The organism is Paraburkholderia phymatum, assembly GCF_038900715.1.
GTDB classification, from domain to species: domain Bacteria; phylum Pseudomonadota; class Gammaproteobacteria; order Burkholderiales; family Burkholderiaceae; genus Paraburkholderia; species Paraburkholderia phymatum_A.
In genome coordinates, this window is sequence record NZ_JAYMRZ010000021.1 from 1 (window position 1) to 17,582 (window position 17,582).

At 60.3% G+C, this 17,582-nt stretch carries 12 protein-coding genes, 4 tRNA genes and 1 rRNA gene; all 17 read left to right on the top strand.

Annotated elements, in window-relative coordinates:
• Positions 1-9: 9 nt before the first annotated feature.
• The 17 genes from rrf (at position 10) to rpsG (ending at position 17,517) form a co-directional block, all read left to right on the top strand.
• Positions 10-123 (top strand): 5S ribosomal RNA (gene rrf, locus VSR68_RS30810).
• A 145-nt stretch (positions 124-268) separates the two neighbouring features.
• Positions 269-354 (top strand) — tRNA-Tyr (locus tag VSR68_RS30815).
• Between the two features lie 44 nt (positions 355-398).
• Positions 399-472, top strand: a tRNA-Gly gene (locus VSR68_RS30820).
• A gap of 20 nt (positions 473-492) precedes the next feature.
• Positions 493-567 (top strand) — tRNA-Thr (locus VSR68_RS30825).
• Between the two features lie 64 nt (positions 568-631).
• Positions 632-1,822: an elongation factor Tu gene (gene tuf / locus VSR68_RS30830; protein ID WP_012402197.1), complete on the top strand. Its 1,191-nt coding sequence runs from the start codon at positions 632-634 to the stop codon at positions 1,820-1,822.
• A 62-nt stretch (positions 1,823-1,884) separates the two neighbouring features.
• A tRNA-Trp gene (locus VSR68_RS30835) sits at positions 1,885-1,960 on the top strand.
• 35 nt (positions 1,961-1,995) lie between these two features.
• Positions 1,996-2,376 (top strand): preprotein translocase subunit SecE, encoded by a 381-nt coding sequence (secE, locus tag VSR68_RS30840; RefSeq protein WP_342943456.1) that lies wholly within the window; start codon positions 1,996-1,998, stop codon positions 2,374-2,376.
• Between the two features lies 1 nt (position 2,377).
• On the top strand, positions 2,378-2,935 hold the full coding sequence (gene nusG / locus VSR68_RS30845) for a transcription termination/antitermination protein NusG (RefSeq protein ID WP_007578364.1): 558 nt from the start codon (positions 2,378-2,380) through the stop codon (positions 2,933-2,935).
• 152 nt (positions 2,936-3,087) lie between these two features.
• Positions 3,088-3,519, top strand: coding sequence for a 50S ribosomal protein L11 (gene rplK / locus VSR68_RS30850; protein ID WP_090873965.1), 432 nt, complete (start codon positions 3,088-3,090; stop codon positions 3,517-3,519).
• Positions 3,520-4,218 carry a 50S ribosomal protein L1 gene (gene rplA, locus VSR68_RS30855; protein WP_090873966.1) on the top strand — a complete coding sequence of 233 codons (699 nt, stop codon included), beginning with the start codon at positions 3,520-3,522 and terminating at the stop codon, positions 4,216-4,218.
• Positions 4,219-4,520: 302 nt separating this feature from the next.
• The gene (gene rplJ / locus VSR68_RS30860) at positions 4,521-5,018 is read left to right on the top strand and encodes a 50S ribosomal protein L10 (RefSeq protein ID WP_090873967.1); all 498 of its coding nucleotides are present in this window, start codon (positions 4,521-4,523) and stop codon (positions 5,016-5,018) included.
• 75 nt (positions 5,019-5,093) lie between these two features.
• Positions 5,094-5,471, top strand: a complete 378-nt coding sequence (rplL, locus tag VSR68_RS30865) for a 50S ribosomal protein L7/L12 (RefSeq protein WP_090873968.1) — start codon at positions 5,094-5,096, stop codon at positions 5,469-5,471.
• Between the two features lie 370 nt (positions 5,472-5,841).
• Complete coding sequence (gene rpoB / locus VSR68_RS30870; RefSeq protein ID WP_342943457.1) at positions 5,842-9,948, top strand: DNA-directed RNA polymerase subunit beta; 4,107 nt, start codon at positions 5,842-5,844, stop codon at positions 9,946-9,948.
• Between the two features lie 21 nt (positions 9,949-9,969).
• Entirely contained in the window at positions 9,970-14,211 is a 4,242-nt protein-coding gene (gene rpoC / locus VSR68_RS30875) for a DNA-directed RNA polymerase subunit beta' (protein WP_342943458.1), read from the top strand.
• A gap of 209 nt (positions 14,212-14,420) precedes the next feature.
• Positions 14,421-16,268 (top strand): DNA helicase RecQ, encoded by a 1,848-nt coding sequence (recQ, locus tag VSR68_RS30880; RefSeq protein ID WP_342943459.1) that lies wholly within the window; start codon positions 14,421-14,423, stop codon positions 16,266-16,268.
• 208 nt (positions 16,269-16,476) lie between these two features.
• The gene (rpsL, locus tag VSR68_RS30885; RefSeq protein WP_006053290.1) at positions 16,477-16,857 is read left to right on the top strand and encodes a 30S ribosomal protein S12; all 381 of its coding nucleotides are present in this window, start codon (positions 16,477-16,479) and stop codon (positions 16,855-16,857) included.
• A 189-nt stretch (positions 16,858-17,046) separates the two neighbouring features.
• Positions 17,047-17,517: a 30S ribosomal protein S7 gene (gene rpsG, locus VSR68_RS30890; RefSeq protein WP_006053291.1), complete on the top strand. Its 471-nt coding sequence runs from the start codon at positions 17,047-17,049 to the stop codon at positions 17,515-17,517.
• Positions 17,518-17,582: the final 65 nt, after the last annotated feature.

Below are 17,582 nucleotides of genomic sequence, written 5' to 3' on the forward strand. Positions count from 1 at the left end.
CCCGTCATGCCTGATGACCATAGCGAGTCGGTCCCACCCCTTCCCATCCCGAACAGGACCGTGAAACGACTCCACGCCGATGATAGTGCGGATTGCCCGTGTGAAAGTAGGTAATCGTCAGGCTCCTCACCCAGACCACAGCCCCGCCCCTCAAAAGGCGGGGCTTGGGCGTTTACGGTTCTGCTATAAGTGAGAGCCTATGGGTTCCGAGCGGTCAAGTAGTGCTTGACAAGACGTTATCGCTCCCCCATAATCATCAGTTCTCTGCGGAGGGGTGCCCGAGTGGCTAAAGGGGGCAGACTGTAAATCTGTTGGCTTACGCCTACGTTGGTTCGAATCCAACCTCCTCCACCAGATTTCAAGGCTGTAAAGCGTTTGTTGGGAATCGACAGATCCTTGCGGGTGTAGCTCAATGGTAGAGCAGAAGCCTTCCAAGCTTACGACGAGGGTTCGATTCCCTTCACCCGCTCCAGCAGGCAAAGTAGATGTAGCGCCCATGTGGCTCAGTGGTAGAGCACTCCCTTGGTAAGGGAGAGGTCGGCAGTTCGATCCTGCCCATGGGCACCAGCCAGTACCAAGTGATTGTTTGCGCCTGGCGCAACGTACGGAAAAATCCTCTTAGGAGTCGAAAATGGCCAAAGGTAAGTTTGAGCGGACCAAGCCGCACGTGAACGTCGGCACGATCGGTCACGTTGACCACGGCAAGACCACGCTGACGGCAGCGATCACGACGGTGCTGACCGCCAAGTTCGGCGGCGAAGCAAAGGCCTACGACCAGATCGACGCTGCGCCGGAAGAAAAAGCGCGCGGCATCACGATCAACACGGCACACGTCGAGTACGAAACGGCTAACCGCCACTACGCACACGTCGACTGCCCGGGCCACGCCGACTACGTGAAGAACATGATCACGGGCGCCGCGCAGATGGACGGCGCGATCCTGGTGTGCTCGGCCGCTGACGGCCCGATGCCGCAAACGCGTGAGCACATCCTGCTGGCGCGTCAGGTCGGTGTGCCGTACATCATCGTGTTCCTGAACAAGTGCGACATGGTCGACGACGCCGAGCTGCTCGAGCTGGTCGAAATGGAAGTGCGCGAACTGCTGTCGAAGTACGACTTCCCGGGCGACGACACGCCGATCATCAAGGGTTCGGCGAAGCTGGCGCTGGAAGGCGACAAGGGCGAGCTGGGCGAAGTGGCGATCATGAACCTGGCCGACGCGCTGGACACGTACATCCCGACGCCGGAGCGCGCCGTGGACGGCGCGTTCCTGATGCCGGTGGAAGACGTGTTCTCGATCTCGGGTCGCGGCACGGTGGTGACGGGTCGCGTCGAGCGCGGTGTCATCAAGGTCGGCGAGGAAATCGAGATCGTCGGTATCAAGCCGACGGTGAAGACGACCTGCACGGGCGTGGAAATGTTCCGCAAGCTGCTCGACCAGGGTCAGGCAGGCGACAACGTCGGTATCCTGCTGCGCGGCACGAAGCGTGAAGACGTGGAGCGTGGCCAGGTGCTGGCCAAGCCGGGTTCGATCACGCCGCACACGCACTTCACGGCTGAGGTGTACGTGCTGAGCAAGGACGAAGGCGGCCGTCATACGCCGTTCTTCAACAACTACCGTCCGCAGTTCTACTTCCGTACGACGGACGTGACGGGCTCGATCGAGCTGCCGAAGGACAAGGAAATGGTGATGCCGGGCGACAACGTGTCGATCACGGTCAAGCTGATCGCGCCGATCGCGATGGAGGAAGGTCTGCGCTTCGCCATCCGCGAAGGTGGCCGTACCGTCGGTGCCGGTGTCGTTGCCAAGATCATCGAGTAAGCCAGCTAGTTCTCGTTGATCGGTTGTTTCGGGGTTGGCAATGTTGCCGACCCTAATGGTTTAGGGGTATAGCTCAACTGGCAGAGCGTCGGTCTCCAAAACCGAAGGTTGGGGGTTCGATTCCCTCTGCCCCTGCCAACTCTCGCGTCGCAAGCGACGCTCGTTAAGGTGTTATGGCGAATCCTTCCGTCGAAACTGTTAATACTTCCAGCGACAAACTGATGCTCGTCGCCGGCGTATTGTTGGTCTTGGCCGGGTTCGTGGGGTTCTTCTGGCTGAATGGCCAAGAGTGGTACGTCCGCGGAACAGCTCTGGCTGTCGGGCTGATCGCAGGCGTCGCAGTCGGTCTTCTCTCAGCGCCCGGCAAGGGTTTTATCGCATTCGCCAAAGATTCGTACAAGGAAGTCCGGAAGGTTGTCTGGCCGACGCGTAAAGAAGCCAGCCAAACGACCTTGGTAGTTTTCGGCTTTGTGCTGATCATGGCGGTGTTCCTCTGGATTTGTGACAAATCCATCGAGTGGGCGATTTTCTCGGCGATTCTGGGTTGGAAATGATATGAGTGATATTCCGGCATCCCCGAGCGGAAAACGCTGGTACGTGGTGCACGCCTACTCCGGTATGGAGAAGAGCGTGCAACGTGCGCTTCAAGAGCGCATCGAGCGTGCTGGCATGCAAGATAAGTTTGGCCAGATTCTCGTTCCGACTGAAGAAGTCGTCGAGGTGAAGGGTGGTCACAAATCGGTGACAGAGCGTCGTTTCTTTCCGGGCTACGTGCTCGTTGAAATGGAAATGACGGACGAAACATGGCACCTCGTGAAAAACACGGCAAAGGTGACGGGTTTCGTGGGCGGTGCGCGCAATCGTCCGAGCCCGATTTCCCCGCGGGAAGTCGAGAAGATCATGTCGCAGATGCAGGAAGGCGTGGAAAAGCCGCGTCCGAAGACCCTGTTCGAAGTCGGCGAGATGGTTCGCGTGAAGGATGGTCCTTTTACGGACTTCAACGGCAGCGTCGAGGAAGTGAATTACGAAAAGTCGCGCGTCCGTGTGTCTGTGACGATTTTCGGTCGCGCAACGCCGGTCGAACTGGAATTCGGCCAGGTGGAAAAGCTGTAATCGGGTTTTTGCGGATCGCGCCAGATGGCGCGATTCGTCTTTCGCGCTTACGGTCCGCGTAACGGCCGTTGAGGAGCGTCGGTAGTCAGAAACAGGACGAAGGCGCGCTACTACTCACCGAACGCAATCGCGTTCTAAAGAGGTTTATCAACATGGCAAAGAAAATTGTCGGCTTTATCAAGCTGCAGATTCCTGCAGGTAAAGCCAACCCGTCGCCGCCGGTTGGCCCGGCACTGGGTCAACGCGGCCTGAACATCATGGAGTTCTGCAAGGCGTTCAACGCGCAGACTCAAGCGATGGAACCGGGTCTGCCGATTCCGGTCGTTATTACTGCGTTCGCAGACAAGAGCTTCACGTTTGTCCTGAAGACGCCGCCGGCTACGGTTCTGATCAAGAAGGCAGCGAAGATCGATAAGGGTTCGAGCAAGCCGCACACCGACAAGGTCGGCAAGATCACGCGCGCTCAAGCTGAAGAAATCGCCAAGACCAAGATGCCGGACCTCACGGCAGCTGATCTGGACGCAGCGGTCCGTACGATCGCTGGTAGCGCCCGCTCGATGGGCATCACCGTGGAGGGCGTGTAAATGGCTAAGCTTTCGAAGCGTCTGCAAGCATTTGCAAACAAGGTCGATCGTCAGAAGCTGTACGCGATCGATGAAGCCCTGTCGCTCGTGAAGGAATGCGCAAGCGCGAAGTTCGACGAGTCGATCGACGTCGCGGTGCAACTTGGCATCGATGCGAAGAAGTCGGACCAAGTGGTTCGCGGTTCGGTCGTTCTGCCGGCTGGTACCGGTAAGTCGGTTCGCGTTGCCGTGTTCGCGCAAGGCGAAAAGGCTGAACAGGCTCGCGCAGCTGGCGCGGATATCGTCGGCATGGAAGATCTGGCTGAGCAAGTCAAGGCCGGTAACCTGAACTTCGACGTCGTGATCGCTTCGCCGGACACGATGCGTGTCGTCGGTACGCTGGGCCAGATCCTCGGCCCGCGCGGCCTGATGCCGAACCCGAAGGTCGGTACGGTCACGCCGGACGTCGCGACGGCAGTGAAGAACGCAAAGGCAGGTCAGGTGCAATTCCGTGTCGACAAGGCCGGTATCATCCATGCAACGATCGGCCGTGCATCGTTCGAGCCGACGGCTCTGCGTTCGAACCTGAGCGCGCTGGTCGAAGCGCTGCAAAAGGCGAAGCCGGCTACGAGCAAGGGCGTGTACCTGCGCAAGATCGCACTGTCCAGCACGATGGGCGTGGGCGTGCGTGTCGACCAGGCTACGCTGGCAGCACAGTAAAGTTTTAACCGTCCCGCTCGAAAGGTCGGGGCGGATTTAAGGGCTTTGGGCGGTCGCAAGATTGCAGTCTGAATCGAGCGGCCGGTTGTCAAAGACCGTTGGTGGAAACGCAGCAGTCGGGCGTTTCCTTAATTCAAGCCAACGCAGATGGCGAACCCGAAAAAGTTTTGAAGTGATGAAGCCGTTTGATTCCCGCAGCCATGCGGACCTCGAATGGTTGAAATACTCCTGACTGGTCGGACGCCGTTGTTGAACGCGACGCACGAAGCATATGCCCAGTGCGTCGAATCTGGAGGTTAACCGTGCCACTGAACAAAGAAGGTAAGCAGGCCGTAGTGGCTGAGGTTTCCGCGCAAGTCGCGAAAGCTCAGACCATGGTTCTGGCCGAGTATCGTGGGATCACGGTTGGCGATCTGACCAAGCTGCGCGCGAAAGCGCGCGAGCAACAGGTGTATCTGCGCGTGTTGAAGAACACGCTGGCGCGTCGCGCTGTCGAAGGTACCCCGTTTGCTCCGCTGGCTGAGCAGATGACCGGTCCTCTGATCTACGGCATCTCGGAAGATGCGATTGCTGCTGCTAAGGTCGTCAACGACTTCGGCAAGAGCAATGACAAGTTGATCATCAAGGCTGGTTCGTACGAAGGCAAGGTGATGGACAAGGCAGGCGTGCAAGCGCTGGCCAACATCCCGAGCCGCGAAGAACTGCTCTCCAAGCTGTTGTTCGTCATGCAAGCGCCTGTTTCTGGCTTTGCGCGCGCTATGGCCGCGCTGGCAGAGAAGAAGCAAGGCGAGGCTGCGTAAGCGGTGCATCGACGCACTTCAGTCGGGCGTAATTGATCGCTGGCTGTATCCGAATTCAATTTAGGAGTATTTCAAATGGCAATCGCAAAAGAAGACATCCTCGAAGCCGTAGGCGCGATGTCGGTTCTGGAACTGAACGAGCTGGTTAAGGCGTTCGAAGAGAAGTTTGGCGTGTCGGCTGCTGCTGTTGCAGTTGCTGGCCCCGCAGGCGCGGGCGGCGGCGCTGCTGCTGCTGAAGAGCAAACCGAATTCACGGTTGTTCTGACTGAAGCAGGCGGCAACAAGGTTGCAGTGATTAAGGCTGTTCGCGAACTGACGGGCCTGGGCCTGAAGGAAGCGAAGGACCTGGTCGACGGCGCACCGAAGCCCGTGAAGGAAGCGGTGCCCAAGGCTGCAGCTGACGAAGCCAAGAAGAAGCTGGAAGACGCAGGCGCGAAGGCTGAAATCAAGTAATTTTCAGCACGCTGTGCGAAGGCTGGCGGTTTTCCCACCGCCGGCCTTTTTGTGCTTTGTGGGAACGACGTTTTTGCGTGCTTGCATCGGCAAAAATGTCCACCCAGAAGCCAAAGAGAATCGTCGTTCGGCAAGTTCGACTGGCGCTTCTCTTTGTCTTCTGAAGCGACTGCAGAAGGCAAGTTTGGTCGGGTAGCGGGCAACACAGGCATCCGCTGCCGTCAGCCAGCGGTTGGTAGCGGCCAACCACCAAGCTTCTAGGCTCGTTCAAGCCATCGGACGGCCAACGGGTCTCAGTCGGTGAACACTCGGGTTGTCACATCAAGGTATCCCGCCTCGACAACAATGCCCGCCGTGATTCGGAGATCGTATGCAATATTCCTTCACCGAGAAGAAGCGCATTCGCAAGAGTTTCGCGAAGCGCCCCATCGTTCACCAAGTACCTTTCCTGCTGGCTACCCAGCTTGAATCATTCAGCACGTTTCTGCAAGCAGAAGTGCCAACGGTGCAGCGCAAACCGGAAGGTCTGCAAGCTGCGTTCACCTCGGTTTTCCCCATTGTTTCGCACAACGGCTTCGCTCGTCTAGAGTTCGTCAGCTACATGCTGTCGTCGCCGGCATTCAACATCAAGGAATGCCAGCAGCGCGGTCTGACTTACTGCTCGGCGCTGCGTGCCAAGGTGCGTCTGGTTCTGCTCGACAAGGAATCGCCGAGCAAGCCCGTCGTCAAGGAAGTGAAAGAGCAGGAAGTGTACATGGGCGAAATTCCGCTCATGACGCCGACCGGCTCCTTCGTCATCAACGGCACGGAACGTGTGATCGTGTCGCAGCTGCACCGTTCGCCTGGCGTGTTCTTCGAACACGACAAGGGCAAGACGCACAGCTCCGGCAAGCTGCTGTTCTCGGCACGTATCATCCCTTACCGCGGCTCGTGGCTCGACTTCGAATTCGATCCGAAGGACGTGCTGTACTTCCGCGTCGACCGTCGCCGCAAGATGCCCGTCACGATCCTGCTGAAGGCAATCGGCCTGACGCCGGAACAGATCCTCGCGAACTTCTTCGTGTTCGACAACTTCACGCTGATGCCGGAAGGCGCGCAGATGGAGTTCGTGCCCGAGCGTCTGCGTGGCGAAGTTGCGCGCTTCGACATCACGGATCGCGACGGCAACGTCATCGTCCAGAAGGACAAGCGTATCAACGCGAAGCACATTCGCGATCTCGATAACGCGAAGACCAAGTTCATTTCGGTTCCCGAAGACTATCTGCTCGGCCGCGTGCTGGCGAAGAACGTTGTCGACGGCGACACGGGCGAAGTGATCGCGAACGCGAACGACGAGATCACGGAAGGCGTGCTCGACAAGCTGCGCGAAGCGAAGATCAAGGACATCCAGACGCTCTATACGAACGATCTGGACCAGGGTCCGTACATCTCGTCGACGCTGCGTATCGACGAAACGGCCGACAAGATGGCCGCACGTATCGCGATCTATCGCATGATGCGTCCGGGCGAGCCGCCGACGGAAGAAGCCGTCGAGGCGCTGTTCAACCGTCTGTTCTACAGCGAGGAAGCGTACGACCTGTCGAAGGTGGGTCGTATGAAGTTCAATCGCCGCGTCGGCCGTGACGAAATCACGGGTCCGATGACGCTGCAGGACGACGACATTCTCGCGACCATCAAGATCCTCGTCGAGCTGCGCAACGGCAAGGGCGAAGTGGACGACATCGACCACCTCGGCAACCGTCGCGTGCGTTGCGTCGGCGAACTGGCGGAGAACCAGTTCCGCGCGGGTCTCGTGCGTGTCGAACGTGCAGTGAAGGAACGCCTCGGCCAGGCCGAAAGCGAAAACCTGATGCCGCACGACCTGATCAACTCGAAGCCGATTTCGTCGGCGATTCGCGAGTTCTTCGGTTCGTCGCAGCTGTCGCAGTTCATGGACCAGACCAACCCGCTGTCGGAGATCACCCACAAGCGCCGCGTGTCGGCACTTGGACCGGGCGGTCTGACGCGCGAGCGCGCTGGCTTCGAAGTCCGCGACGTGCACCCGACCCACTACGGCCGCGTGTGCCCGATCGAAACGCCGGAAGGTCCGAACATCGGCCTGATCAACTCGCTGGCTCTGTATGCGCACCTGAACGAATACGGCTTCCTCGAAACGCCGTATCGCAAGGTCACGGACAGCAAGGTGACGGATCAGATCGACTACCTGTCGGCGATCGAAGAAGGCCGTTACGTGATTGCTCAGGCGAACGCGGCTGTGGCGGAAGATGGGTCGCTGACCGACGAACTCGTGTCGTCGCGTGAAGCGGGCGAAACGCTGATGGTCACGCCGGACCGCATCCAGTACATGGACGTGGCGCCGTCGCAGATCGTGTCGGTGGCTGCATCGCTGATTCCGTTCCTCGAGCACGACGACGCGAACCGTGCACTGATGGGCTCGAACATGCAGCGTCAGGCTGTGCCGTGTCTGCGTCCGGAGAAGCCGGTCGTCGGTACGGGCATCGAGCGCACGGTGGCTGTCGACTCGGGCACGACCGTGCAGGCCCTGCGCGGCGGTGTGGTCGATTACGTCGACGCAGGCCGTATCGTGATTCGTGTGAACGACGACGAAGCGGTTGCGGGTGACGTCGGTGTCGACATCTATAACCTGATCAAGTACACGCGTTCGAACCAGAACACGAACATCAACCAGCGTCCGATCGTGAAGGTCGGCGACAAGGTTGCGCGCGGCGACGTGCTGGCTGACGGCGCTTCGACGGATCTCGGCGAACTGGCGCTCGGCCAGAACATGCTGGTCGCGTTCATGCCGTGGAACGGTTACAACTTCGAAGACTCGATCCTGATCTCGGAGAAGGTCGTTGCGGACGATCGCTACACGTCGATCCACATCGAAGAACTGAACGTCGTGGCTCGCGACACGAAGCTCGGACCGGAAGAAATCACGCGCGACATTTCGAACCTCGCTGAAGTGCAGCTTGGCCGTCTCGACGAGTCGGGCATCGTGTACATCGGCGCTGAAGTCGAAGCCGGCGACGTGCTGGTCGGCAAGGTCACGCCGAAGGGCGAAACCCAGCTGACGCCGGAAGAAAAGCTGCTGCGCGCGATCTTCGGCGAGAAGGCATCGGACGTGAAGGATACGTCGCTGCGCGTGCCGTCGGGCATGAGTGGCACCGTGATCGACGTGCAGGTGTTCACGCGTGAAGGCATCCAGCGCGACAAGCGCGCGCAACAGATCATCGACGATGAACTGAAGCGCTATCGCCTCGACCTGAACGACCAGCTCCGCATCGTGGAAGGCGACGCGTTCCAGCGTCTCGCACGTATGCTCGTCGGCAAGGTCGCGAACGGCGGTCCGAAGAAGCTCGCGAAGGGCACGAAGATCGAACAGGCCTACCTGGAAGATCTCGACCACTACCACTGGTTCGACATCCGCCTCGCGGACGAAGAAGCAGCAGCTCAGCTCGAAGCGATCAAGGACTCGATCGAACAGAAGCGTCACCAGTTCGACCTCGCGTTCGAAGAGAAGCGCAAGAAGCTCACGCAAGGCGACGAACTGCCGCCGGGCGTGCTGAAGATGGTCAAGGTCTACCTCGCCGTGAAGCGTCGTCTGCAGCCTGGCGACAAGATGGCAGGCCGTCACGGCAACAAGGGTGTCGTGTCGAAGATCGTGCCGATCGAAGACATGCCGTACATGGCCGATGGCCGTCCCGCAGACGTCGTGCTGAACCCGCTCGGCGTTCCGTCACGGATGAACGTGGGTCAGGTTCTCGAAGTGCATCTGGGTTGGGCCGCGAAGGGTCTGGGCTGGCGTATCGGCGAAATGCTGCAGCGTCAGTCGAAGATCGAAGAAGTGCGCACGTTCCTGACCAAGATCTACAACGAGTCGGGCCGCGCGGAAGAGCTGGAAAGCTTCTCCGACGACGAGATCCTCGAACTGGCGAGGAACCTGCGCGAAGGCGTGCCGTTCGCGACGCCGGTGTTCGACGGTGCAACGGAAGACGAAATGTCCAACATGCTGGATCTCGCCTTCCCGGATGACATCGCGCAGAACCTCGGCATGACGAAGTCGAAAAACCAGGTGCGTCTGTACGACGGCCGCACGGGTGAAGCCTTCGAACGGACGGTGACGGTCGGCTACATGCACTACCTGAAGCTGCATCACCTGGTCGACGACAAGATGCACGCGCGTTCGACGGGCCCGTACTCGCTCGTGACCCAGCAGCCGTTGGGCGGCAAGGCGCAGTTCGGTGGTCAGCGCTTCGGTGAGATGGAAGTGTGGGCGCTTGAGGCCTATGGCGCATCGTATGTGCTGCAGGAAATGTTGACGGTCAAGTCGGACGACGTGACGGGCCGGACCAAGGTTTACGAGAACCTGGTCAAGGGCGATCACGTGATCGACGCGGGTATGCCGGAATCCTTCAACGTGCTGGTGAAGGAAATCCGCTCGCTCGGTATCGACATCGACCTCGATCGCAACTAATCGGACTACGGAGAGAAAGCAATGAAAGCTCTGCTCGATCTATTCAAGCAAGTCCAACAGGAAGAAGTTTTTGACGCGATCAAGATCGGTCTGGCCTCGCCCGACAAGATCCGTTCGTGGTCGTTCGGCGAAGTGAAGAAGCCGGAAACCATCAACTACCGCACGTTCAAGCCGGAGCGGGATGGTCTGTTCTGCGCGAAGATTTTTGGTCCGATCAAGGACTACGAATGCCTTTGCGGCAAGTACAAGCGCCTCAAGCACCGTGGCGTGATCTGCGAGAAGTGCGGCGTCGAAGTGACGCTCGCAAAGGTGCGTCGCGAACGCATGGGCCACATCGAACTGGCCTCGCCCGTCGCGCACATCTGGTTCCTGAAGTCGCTGCCGTCGCGTCTGGGCATGGTGCTCGACATGACGCTGCGCGACATCGAGCGTGTGCTGTACTTCGAAGCATATGTGGTGATCGATCCGGGCATGACGCCGCTGAAGGCGCGTCAGATCATGACGGAAGAGGATTACTACAACAAGGTCGAAGAGTACGGCGACGAATTCCGCGCTGAAATGGGCGCGGAAGGCGTGCGCGAACTGCTGCGCGCGATCAACATCGACGAGCAGGTCGAAACGCTGCGCTCGGAGCTGAAGAACACGGGTTCGGAAGCGAAGATCAAGAAGTACGCGAAGCGTCTGAAGGTGCTCGAGGCTTTCCAGCGTTCGGGCATCAAGCCCGAGTGGATGATTCTCGAAGTGCTGCCCGTGCTGCCGCCGGAACTGCGTCCGCTGGTTCCGCTGGACGGCGGCCGTTTCGCGACCTCGGACCTGAACGACCTGTATCGCCGCGTGATCAACCGTAACAACCGGTTGAAGCGTCTGCTCGAACTGAAGGCGCCTGAAATCATCGTCCGCAACGAAAAGCGGATGCTGCAGGAAGCCGTCGATTCGCTGCTCGACAACGGCCGTCGCGGCAAGGCGATGACGGGCGCGAACAAGCGTCCGCTGAAGTCGCTCGCCGACATGATCAAGGGTAAGGGCGGTCGCTTCCGTCAGAACCTGCTGGGTAAGCGCGTCGACTACTCGGGCCGTTCGGTCATCGTGGTCGGTCCGACGCTGAAGCTGCACCAGTGTGGTCTGCCGAAGCTGATGGCGCTCGAGCTCTTCAAGCCGTTCATCTTCAACAAGCTGGAAGTGATGGGCGTCGCGACGACCATCAAGGCGGCGAAGAAGGAAGTCGAGAACCAGACGCCGGTGGTGTGGGACATCCTCGAAGAGGTGATCCGCGAGCATCCGGTCATGCTGAACCGTGCGCCGACGCTGCACCGTCTCGGCATTCAGGCGTTCGAGCCGGTGCTGATCGAAGGCAAGGCAATCCAGCTGCACCCGCTCGTTTGCGCGGCGTTCAACGCCGACTTCGACGGTGACCAGATGGCTGTTCACGTTCCGCTGTCGCTCGAAGCGCAGATGGAAGCGCGCACGCTGATGCTGGCGTCGAACAACGTGCTGTTCCCGGCCAACGGCGATCCGTCGATCGTGCCGTCGCAGGACATCGTGCTCGGCCTGTACTACGCGACGCGCGAAGCGATCAACGGCAAGGGCGAAGGCATGTCGTTCACGGGCGTGTCGGAAGTGCTGCGCGCCTATGAAAACAAGGAAGTCGAGCTGGCCTCGCGCGTCAACGTGCGGATCACCGAAATGGTCCACAACGAAGACAAGTCGGAAGGCGCGCCGGCATTCGTGCCGAAGATCTCGCTGTACGCGACGACCGTCGGCCGCGCAATCCTGTCGGAAATCCTGCCGCCGGGCCTGCCGTTCTCGGTGCTGAACAAGCCGCTGAAGAAGAAGGAAATCTCGCGTCTGATCAACACGGCGTTCCGCCGCTGCGGTCTGCGCGAAACGGTGATCTTCGCCGACCAGCTGATGCAGTCGGGTTTCCGCCTCGCAACGCGCGCCGGCATTTCGATCTGCGTCGACGACATGCTCGTGCCGCCGCAGAAGGAACAGATCGTTGGCGACGCAGCGAAGAAGGTGAAGGAATACGACCGTCAGTACATGTCGGGTCTCGTCACCGCGCAGGAACGCTACAACAACGTGGTCGACATCTGGTCGGCGACGTCGGAAGCGGTCGGCAAGGCGATGATGGAGCAGCTGTCGACGGAGCCCGTCGTGGACCGCGACGGCAACGAAACGCGTCAGGAGTCGTTCAACTCCATCTACATGATGGCTGACTCGGGTGCGCGTGGTTCGGCAGTGCAGATTCGTCAGCTGGCCGGTATGCGCGGCCTGATGGCGAAGCCAGACGGCTCGATCATCGAGACGCCGATTACGGCGAACTTCCGCGAAGGTCTGAACGTGTTGCAGTACTTCATCTCGACCCACGGCGCACGTAAGGGTCTGGCTGATACGGCACTGAAGACGGCAAACTCGGGTTATCTGACGCGTCGTCTGGTGGACGTGACGCAAGACCTCGTCGTGGTCGAAGACGATTGCGGTACGTCGAACGGCGTCGCGATGAAGGCGCTGGTCGAAGGCGGTGAAGTCGTCGAAGCGCTGCGCGACCGTATTCTCGGCCGCGTTGCAGTGGCTGACGTCGTCAATCCGGAAACGCAAGAGACGCTGTACGAATCGGGCACGCTGCTCGACGAAACGGCTGTCGAAGACATCGAGCGTCTGGGCATCGACGAAGTGCGCGTGCGCACGCCGCTCACCTGCGAAACGCGTTACGGTCTGTGCGCGTCGTGCTATGGCCGCGACCTGGGCCGCGGTTCGCTCGTGAACGTCGGCGAAGCAGTCGGCGTGATCGCTGCGCAGTCGATCGGCGAGCCGGGCACGCAGCTGACGATGCGTACGTTCCACATCGGTGGCGCGGCATCGCGTGCGGCAGTGGCGTCGTCGATCGAGGCGAAGTCGAACGGTACGGTGCGTTTCACGTCGACGATGCGTTACGTCACGAATGCGAAGGGCGAGCAGATCGTCATCTCGCGTTCGGGCGAAGCGATGATCACCGACGATCACGGCCGCGAGCGCGAGCGTCACAAGGTGCCGTACGGCGCGACGCTGCTGCAACTCGACGGCGCGCAGATCAAGGCAGGCACGCAGCTGGCCACGTGGGATCCGATGACGCGTCCGATCATCACCGAGTACGGTGGTACGGTGAAGTTCGAAAACGTCGAGGAAGGCGTGACGGTCGCGAAGCAGATCGACGACGTGACGGGTCTTTCGACTCTCGTCGTGATCGACGTGAAGCGCCGTGGTTCGCAGGCGTCGAAGAGCGTGCGTCCGCAGGTGAAGCTGCTCGACTCGAACGGCGAGGAAGTGAAGATCCCGAACTCGGAGCACTCGGTTCAGATCGGCTTCCAGGTCGGCGCACTGATCACCGTGAAGGACGGTCAGCAGGTTCAGGTGGGTGAAGTGCTTGCACGTATCCCGACGGAATCGCAGAAGACGCGTGACATTACGGGTGGTCTGCCGCGTGTGGCGGAACTGTTCGAAGCACGTTCGCCGAAGGACGCAGGTATCCTGGCGGAAGTCACGGGTACGACGTCGTTCGGTAAGGACACGAAGGGCAAGCAGCGTCTCGTTATCACGGACCTCGAAGGCAACCAGCACGAGTTCCTGATCGCGAAGGAAAAGCAGGTTCTGGTGCACGATGGTCAGGTCGTCAACAAGGGCGAAATGATCGTCGACGGGCCGGCCGATCCGCACGACATCCTGCGTCTGCAGGGTATCGAAGCGCTGTCGCGCTACATCGTGGACGAAGTGCAGGACGTGTACCGTCTGCAGGGCGTGAAGATCAACGACAAGCACATTGAAGTGATCGTGCGTCAGATGCTGCGTCGTGTGCAGATCAGCGACAACGGCGATACGCGCTTCATCCCGGGCGAGCAGGTCGAGCGTTCGGACATGCTGGACGAAAACGATCGCATGATCGCGGAAGACAAGCGTCCGGCAACGTACGAGAACATCCTGCTGGGTATCACGAAGGCGTCGCTGTCGACCGACTCGTTCATCTCCGCAGCATCGTTCCAGGAAACGACCCGCGTACTGACGGAAGCGGCCATCATGGGCAAGCGCGACGATCTGCGTGGCCTGAAGGAAAACGTGATCGTCGGCCGTCTGATTCCGGCCGGTACGGGTCTCGCGTTCCACAAGGCGCGCAAGACCAAGGAACTGGCGGATCGCGAGCGTTTCGACCAGATCGCTGCCGAAGAGGCCTTCGAGTTCGGTACGCCGGAAAACCCGGCCGCCGAGCAAACGCCGCACACCAACGAGTAAGCTGGCCGGCGGCGCAAGCCGCCATGTCCGGCGAAGTTGGCAAACCGCCCGGTTTCGACCGGGCGGTTTTTTTTCGTCCGCCGATCGTGCGTTTCTCCTATGTCGTTTGGCGTCGGCCGGATAGCGAATGCGTCGACAAAGCCCAGGCGAAACGCGATTGCGTTGGTAAAATTCGTGTCACCGTCTCCGCGCTCTTCTCTCTTTTCTCCATGTCCCGTCCGCTCCAGATCCTCAACGAAGTCTTCGGTTATCCCGCGTTTCGAGGGCAGCAGAGCGAAATCGTCGAGCATGTCGCCGCGGGCGGCGACTGCCTGGTGCTGATGCCGACGGGCGGCGGCAAATCGCTGTGCTATCAGATTCCGTCGCTGGTGCGGCGCGAAGCCGGTTTGGGCGCGGGCATCGTCGTGTCGCCGTTGATCGCGCTGATGCAGGATCAGGTGGCGGCGTTGACGGAAGTCGGCGTGCGAGCGGCGTATCTGAACTCGACGCTGTCGGGCGCCGATGCCGCCGCGACCGAGCGCGCGCTGCGCGAAGGCGAAATCGATCTGCTCTACGTCGCGCCGGAACGCCTGATGACGCCGCGTTTTCTCGATCTGCTCGAGCGCGCGCGCATCGGCCTGTTCGCCATCGACGAAGCGCATTGCGTGTCGCAATGGGGGCACGATTTCCGACCCGAGTACATTCAGCTCTCGGTGCTGCACGAGCGGTTTCCGTCTGTGCCGCGCATCGCGCTCACCGCGACCGCTGACGCGATCACGCGCGATGAAATCATTCATCGCCTCGCGCTCGACGATGCGCGCGTTTTCGTGTCGAGCTTCGACCGGCCGAATATCCGCTACCGGATCGTCGAGAAAGATAACGCGCGCGCGCAACTGCTCGACTTCATCCGCGCGGAACACATGCGCGCTGACGGCACCAGCGATGCGGGCGTCGTGTATTGCCTGTCGCGTCGCAAGGTCGAAGAAACCGCCGAGTGGCTAAAAGGGCAGGGCATCCGCGCGCTGCCTTATCACGCGGGCATGGAGTTCGAAGTGCGTCAGCAGCATCAGGAAATCTTCCAGCGCGAGGAAGGCATCGTGATGTGCGCGACGATTGCGTTCGGCATGGGCATCGACAAGCCGGACGTGCGCTTCGTTGCGCACCTGGATCTGCCGAAGAGCGTCGAAGGCTACTACCAGGAAACGGGACGCGCCGGACGCGACGGTCTGCCGGCCAACGCGTGGATGGCTTACGGGCTCGGCGACGTCGTGCAGCAGCGCAAGATGATCGACGAATCGGACGCCGACGACGCGCATAAGCGGGTGCAGACAGGCAAGCTCGACGCGCTGCTCGGACTGTGCGAAACGGCGGCGTGCCGCCGCGTGCGTCTGCTTGCCTACTTCGGCGAGGCGGGCAAGCCTTGCGGCAACTGCGATACCTGTCTCGAGCCGCCGGCGTCGTGGGACGCGACGCGCGAATCGCAGATGGCGCTGTCGTGCGTTTTTCGTGCACAGCGCGCCAGCGGGTTCAATTTCGGCGCCGGGCATCTGATCGACATTCTGCGTGGCAATCGCAACGAGAAGATTCTGCAGCGCGGTCACGATCGGCTCAGTACATTCGGAATCGGTGCGGCTTTGTCCGAGCATGAATGGCGAGCGGTTTTTCGCCAGTTGGTCGCATTCGGATTTCTCACCGTCGATCACGAGGGCTTTGGCGCGCTCGTGTTGACGGAAGCGAGCAAGCCCGTATTGAAGGGCGAGCAGCAGGTGACGATGCGCCGGTATGTGAAGCCGGTGCGTACGCGTCAATCGTCCGGACGCACGAGCGAGCGCGCAGATCCGACGGCCGGCATGAATGCACGCGAGCGCGCGCGCTGGGACAGGTTGCGCGCGTGGCGCACCGAGACGGCGAAGAGCGACGGCGTGCCCGCCTACGTCATTTTCCACGATGCCACGCTGGCAGAAATCGCGCGCAATCACCCCGAGTCGCTGGACGATTTGCGCCACATTCCGGGAATGGGCGCGCGCAAACTCGACCGGTTCGGCGACGAATTGCTTGAAGTCGTCGCCGCGGACTGAGCTGGAATCATCGACAAACCCGCTCGGATCGACGCAACCTGTTGACTCGTTTGGGATTTTCGGAATATGATGCTAGGTTCCGGTTCTTGGCAGGATTGCGCGCGGCGTAAGCCCCGCGAGCCCGCCAGGGCAGGAAGTCAGAAGCGCATTCGTTTTTGCTTTGCCCAGAAAAGGATGCGTCGATTTTGTTCAATTTCAGGAATAAACAATGCCAACCATCAATCAACTGGTTCGCAAAGGCCGCACGTCGGAAACGACGAAGAGCAAGAGCCCGGCCTTGCAGGACTGCCCCCAGCGTCGTGGCGTGTGCACCCGTGTGTACACCACGACGCCGAAGAAGCCGAACTCGGCACTCCGTAAGGTCGCCAAGGTTCGTTTGACGAACGGCTTCGAAGTGATTTCGTACATCGGTGGTGAAGGCCACAACCTGCAGGAACACTCGGTCGTGCTGATTCGCGGCGGCCGTGTGAAGGACTTGCCGGGTGTGCGTTACCACATGGTTCGCGGCTCGCTGGATACCCAGGGCGTCAAGGATCGTAAGCAGGCTCGCTCGAAGTACGGTGCGAAGCGCGCCAAGGCCGGCAAGTAATCAGCCGGTCAATGCAGCAGTAACAGGTCGCCTGCAAAGGCGGTTATAGCGGTGGTGCCGGATAGCCGGTGCTGTCGAGTAAGTGGTCACCCGACCAGGCTGGTAAGTCGTAATGGATGAATCGGGTTAGTTGGTGGCCGCGGGGTGGTGCAGAGGCACTGCTCCAACTGAAAAGTCAAAGGAAGAAACATGCCGCGTCGTCGCGAAGTCCCCAAGCGGGAAGTGTTGCCGGATCCGAAGTTCGGTAACGTTGATGTAGCAAAATTCATGAACGTGCTGATGCTCTCCGGCAAGAAGTCGGTTGCCGAGCGCATCGTGTACGGCGCTTTCGAACAGATCCAGACCAAGGGTGGCAAGGACCCGCTGGAAGTGTTCACGGTAGCGCTCAACAACGTCAAGCCGGTGGTCGAAGTGAAGAGCCGCCGCGTTGGTGGTGCGAACTATCAGGTTCCGGTCGAAGTGCGTCCGTCGCGTCGTATGGCATTGGCGATGCGTTGGTTGCGTGAAGCCGCGAAGAAGCGCAGCGAAAAGTCGATGGCCCTGCGCCTGGCAGGTGAACTCTCCGAAGCGGCTGAAGGCCGTGGTGGCGCAATGAAGAAGCGCGACGAAGTTCACCGGATGGCAGAAGCCAACAAGGCGTTCTCGCATTTCCGTTTCTAAGCGTCCCGTCCCCGGGTTAGCAGTAAAGCGGAAAGAAATTCCGGGCGGGTGCGCTTACAGGCGCC

Coding starts and splice junctions, on each gene's coding strand:
- tuf (WP_012402197.1), top strand. CDS start 632: ATGGCCAAAGGTAAGTTTGAGCGGACCAAGCCGCACGTGAACGTCGGC.
- secE (WP_342943456.1), top strand. CDS start 1,996: ATGGCGAATCCTTCCGTCGAAACTGTTAATACTTCCAGCGACAAACTG.
- nusG (WP_007578364.1), top strand. CDS start 2,378: ATGAGTGATATTCCGGCATCCCCGAGCGGAAAACGCTGGTACGTGGTG.
- rplK (WP_090873965.1), top strand. CDS start 3,088: ATGGCAAAGAAAATTGTCGGCTTTATCAAGCTGCAGATTCCTGCAGGT.
- rplA (WP_090873966.1), top strand. CDS start 3,520: ATGGCTAAGCTTTCGAAGCGTCTGCAAGCATTTGCAAACAAGGTCGAT.
- rplL (WP_090873968.1), top strand. CDS start 5,094: ATGGCAATCGCAAAAGAAGACATCCTCGAAGCCGTAGGCGCGATGTCG.
- rpoB (WP_342943457.1), top strand. CDS start 5,842: ATGCAATATTCCTTCACCGAGAAGAAGCGCATTCGCAAGAGTTTCGCG.
- rpoC (WP_342943458.1), top strand. CDS start 9,970: ATGAAAGCTCTGCTCGATCTATTCAAGCAAGTCCAACAGGAAGAAGTT.
- recQ (WP_342943459.1), top strand. CDS start 14,421: ATGTCCCGTCCGCTCCAGATCCTCAACGAAGTCTTCGGTTATCCCGCG.
- rpsL (WP_006053290.1), top strand. CDS start 16,477: ATGCCAACCATCAATCAACTGGTTCGCAAAGGCCGCACGTCGGAAACG.
- rpsG (WP_006053291.1), top strand. CDS start 17,047: ATGCCGCGTCGTCGCGAAGTCCCCAAGCGGGAAGTGTTGCCGGATCCG.